Here is a 3,478-nt window from a genome sequence, read left to right on the forward strand (position 1 = left end):
TTCTGGATCGCGGCGACGAACGGCCAGGGGGTGTCGCCCCGGCTGGAGTTGATGAAGAACAGCCCGATGACGTCGTCGGACCAGAGCGTGCGAGCGAACTCGATCACCCGCTCCCAGCGGGGTCGCTCCGCCGACTTCGGCGCGTGGCGCAGGATCGATGACCCGAGCGTCACATCGAGGTTCTCGCCGTCGATGATCACGTACGTGCGGTCCGCCATCCGTCGAGTCTCCCGCCTGTCTCCGCGATCTGCTGGGAGCGCTGGATCCGGGTCCGACCGCCCTCACGTCTGCGGCGATCAGGCCCCGCGGACGTCCACGAGGTCGGCGAACTCGTCGGGCTGCGTTGGGATCAGCGCGGCGCCGCGGTCAACAGCGACGGCTGCGATCCACAAGTCGGTCACTCGCCCTCGAGGTGAGCGTCCCACCTTCAGGACGGCCGCTGTGACGGCTTCGGACGCGATGGCTGTTCACGGCTCGCGGGATGGCGGCCCGCTCGACGGGCATTGTCAGGTCGATGATGGGGCACGGCCAGTGGGCCATCGCCTCACGGCAGACCGGCCACGGTCGCTCGACGAGCCGCGCCCGGCACCGCTCAGCGAACATCGACCTCGACAGGAGCGCATCCGCGTGATCCCTCCGCACCGCCAGCGGGCATCCGACGGATGATGTCTGCGCACACGACCACCGAGACAGACGGGCGCTCACCAGGCACCCGTCGTGTCGCCGTGCTCGAGAGCCTCGGAAGCGGGCATCGACTGGCGTATGTCGGCCGGATCCTGCGGTCGGCGATCCCTGCTCGCGGGGATGTCAGCATCGTCGTTCCCGAGTCGGTCCGCGCGCAGCAGGGCCCGGAATGGAGCAGTCACGTCGGGAGCTCGGCCGACGGCTGCCGGGTCATCGAGCTGCGCACTGATCGCGAGTTCGGGCGTCCGCTCCTGCAGCGTGCGATCGATGTGTGCGATGAGCTGTTCATCCCCGACGGTGACCGATGGCTGCCGACCCTGGTGCTGGACCGCCTCACGCACACGGCCCGGTCTCGGACGCCCGTAGCGCTGCTCGTGATGCGTCCGTACCCGCCGCGCGGAGGCATGTCCAGTCGTCTGAACTACGCCGCGAAGGTCGCGATGATCCGGCTCCTGCAGCGGCCGTCGTTCGCCACGCGGATCGGCGTGCTGCAGGGCGCGGGCGCACCGCCGCCGCCGACATGGTCGAACGGCACCGTCGTCCTCGATCCGCCGCTGAGCACCCAGCGCCTGCCCGACGAGACCTCGGCGAAGCAGGATGCCGGCCTCGCCGGCGTCGTCGTCGTGTCCATCCTCGGTGAGGTCACCCCTCGGAAGAACCCGGCGCTGATCCTCGACGCCCTTGAGCAGATCATGGCAGCGAAACCCTCGGAGCCCTGGGTGCTGTACCTCCCGGGCAGCGTGGACCCGGAGGTCGTGCAGACGCTGTCGTCGCGGGCCGAGAACGTCCGGATCGTGTGGGGGAGCGGGCATCTCGACGCGGCTCGATATGCAGCGGCGTTCGCGGCGAGCGACATCGTCGCCGTGGTGCACAGCAACGAGGGCAGCAGCGGTGTTCTCACCGAGGCCGCGGCCTACGGCAAGCGAGCCGTGGCCGGCGGGGTCGGGACGGTTCGCGAGCAGGGCGCCGCCATCGGAGCCGTCGTGCCGACGGACGACAGCGTCGATGCGCTGGCAGCAGCGCTGCTCCGGGCCCGGACCGCGTCGGTCGCGAGGGAGCCTGCGAAGCCGGTGGCCGGCGTGCTCCTCGAGGAGTTCTTTCTGGGGCCAGCCGTCGCCTCGCCCGTCGAACCTGCTCGGTAGCCCCTCGGGCCGGGGTCCGCAGTCTCTCGACGGGCCGCGCGGGGTCAGGAGGTCGGGAAGCGCTCCCCGACGACCGTGCAGTCAGGCCCGCTGACCACCGAGTTCGCGGCGATGTCACCCTTCAGCACCGTCGTCGGTCGGGCGAGCGCCGATCGGCCGACGTGCGTGCCGCCGAGCACGACGCAGCGCGAGGTGATCCACACGCCGTCCTCGATGACGACGGGCTTGGTGATCAGCCCCATGTCGGTCCGCGCGCGGTGACTGCCGGTGGTGACGAACGCCTCCTGGCTGATAACCACGTCCGAGCCCACAGTGATGCGGTTCTGGTTGTGGAACCAGACGCCCTCCCCGATCCAGGACCGGTCACCGATCTCGAGCTTCCAGGGGAACTTCACCCGCACGCGCGGGCGGATGATCACGCCGCTGCCGATGGTCGCGCCGAATGCGCGCAGCGCCCGGATCCGGATACCGGAGGAGACCTGCAGGGAGTTCGTGACGAGCAGCGCCTCGACGAGCATCCAGAGGGCCATCGTGACGATGCCGCGGTCCCACGGCTCCCCGGCGCCCGGCGCCTTCGAGAGGTCGATCACGGGGACGGCGTCGACGTCGCTCATCCTCGAAGCCTAGGACGGCGGTCCGCTGCGGCGCGAAGAACAGCCGCACCTGTGGATGCCGACGCAGGGATCATTGCCACGTGACCGATGAGGCGTTCCGGTTCTCGAGCGACATGGTCGGGCCGGCGTTCTACCGGAGGTGGCTGCCGCAGCTCACCGATCACAGTGCCGTGAGCGACACGGAATGGATCGACGGCCTCGTGGAGCTCTGGAGCGATCGGTACCGGTACCTGCATCCCGATGCCGAGTTGGTGTCGACCGTGAGTGCGGGAGTGACGTTCCTGCTCGACGTCCGTCTACCGACGGCCTCTGCTCGAACCGTCGCCGCGGTCGCACGGCTCACCACTCCCGATCACGCTCGCGAGAAGCACTACCAGGCCGGTTATCCGCTGCTGCAGCGCGGTGGCCGCCCGCTGGACCGAGGTCACCTCATCCCGAACTCCGGGGGAGGGACGTACGGACCGAACCTCTTCCCGCAGGACCGCGCGCTCAATCAGGGGCTCTCCCGTGACGGCCTCCGGTTCCGGGCGCTCGAGCGGAAGGCGGTGCATGAACGCGGTCTGTACTTCTGCGCGCTGCTCTATTGCGACGACACGGAGTTCCCCGCGGTCGTCGAATCAGGCGTGCTCGGTGTCGCCGGTCCGCTCCTGGACGTGTATCGCAATCGATTCGACGCGACAGCCTGGGGTGCGTTCCCGTCCGGCGCCGATGCCTTCGCCGAACTCGACGCCTTCCTCGACGCGGCGACCACCGTACAGATCGGCAACCTCGGCGAAGAGGCGGCGCGATCGTTCCTCGAAACGGTGAGGGACGAGGTGATCGTGGAACTCGACGACTCGGGGCTGCCGCGATCCCGCGCGAAGCGCGGGATCGACATCGTCGCTGTCGACCGCGGAGCGCTGGTCGCCTACGAGGTGAAGGCCCGGCTGCGCTCAGGGCGGAGGAGGACGCGTTCCGGCGACCTCGTCCGCCCGAGGTTGACGCGTTCGGCCGGCTTCCGCCAGGCGTCGCAGCACTACGTGCTCGAGCGTCTCGGGG

4 protein-coding genes and 1 pseudogene are annotated in these 3,478 nt (G+C 69.6%); 2 read left to right on the forward strand and 3 right to left on the reverse strand.

From position 1 onward, the window contains the following. Positions 1-218: pseudogene (locus ACFE67_RS14590) on the reverse strand (nuclease); the annotation flags it as partial. A gap of 483 nt (positions 219-701) precedes the next feature. Further along, positions 702-1,025, reverse strand: coding sequence for a hypothetical protein (locus ACFE67_RS14595; RefSeq protein WP_375407596.1), 324 nt, complete (start codon positions 1,023-1,025; stop codon positions 702-704). A gap of 63 nt (positions 1,026-1,088) precedes the next feature. On the opposite strand from ACFE67_RS14595, the gene ACFE67_RS14600 reads away from it, so the two are divergent. Beyond that, a complete protein-coding gene (locus ACFE67_RS14600) occupies positions 1,089-1,826 on the forward strand; it encodes a glycosyltransferase (RefSeq protein ID WP_375407597.1) in 738 nt (245 codons plus the stop codon). A gap of 44 nt (positions 1,827-1,870) precedes the next feature. Here the strand turns inward: ACFE67_RS14600 and ACFE67_RS14605 are convergent, their stop codons facing one another. Continuing rightward, the gene (locus ACFE67_RS14605; RefSeq protein WP_375407598.1) at positions 1,871-2,440 is read right to left on the reverse strand and encodes an acetyltransferase; all 570 of its coding nucleotides are present in this window, start codon (positions 2,438-2,440) and stop codon (positions 1,871-1,873) included. An 80-nt stretch (positions 2,441-2,520) separates the two neighbouring features. Between ACFE67_RS14605 and ACFE67_RS14610 the strand changes: the two genes are divergently transcribed. Next, positions 2,521-3,478, forward strand: a 958-nt coding sequence (locus tag ACFE67_RS14610) for a hypothetical protein (protein WP_375407599.1), incomplete at its 3' end; no start/stop codon positions are given.

It is taken from the genome of uncultured Amnibacterium sp., from assembly GCF_964244015.1.
Taxonomy (GTDB): Bacteria; Actinomycetota; Actinomycetes; order Actinomycetales; family Microbacteriaceae; genus Amnibacterium.

Bases quoted from the DNA above. Each gene is read 5' to 3' on its own strand.
- ACFE67_RS14605 (WP_375407598.1), bottom strand. From the start codon at position 2,440: ATGAGCGACGTCGACGCCGTCCCCGTGATCGACCTCTCGAAGGCGCCG.
- ACFE67_RS14600 (WP_375407597.1), top strand. From the start codon at position 1,089: ATGTCCAGTCGTCTGAACTACGCCGCGAAGGTCGCGATGATCCGGCTC.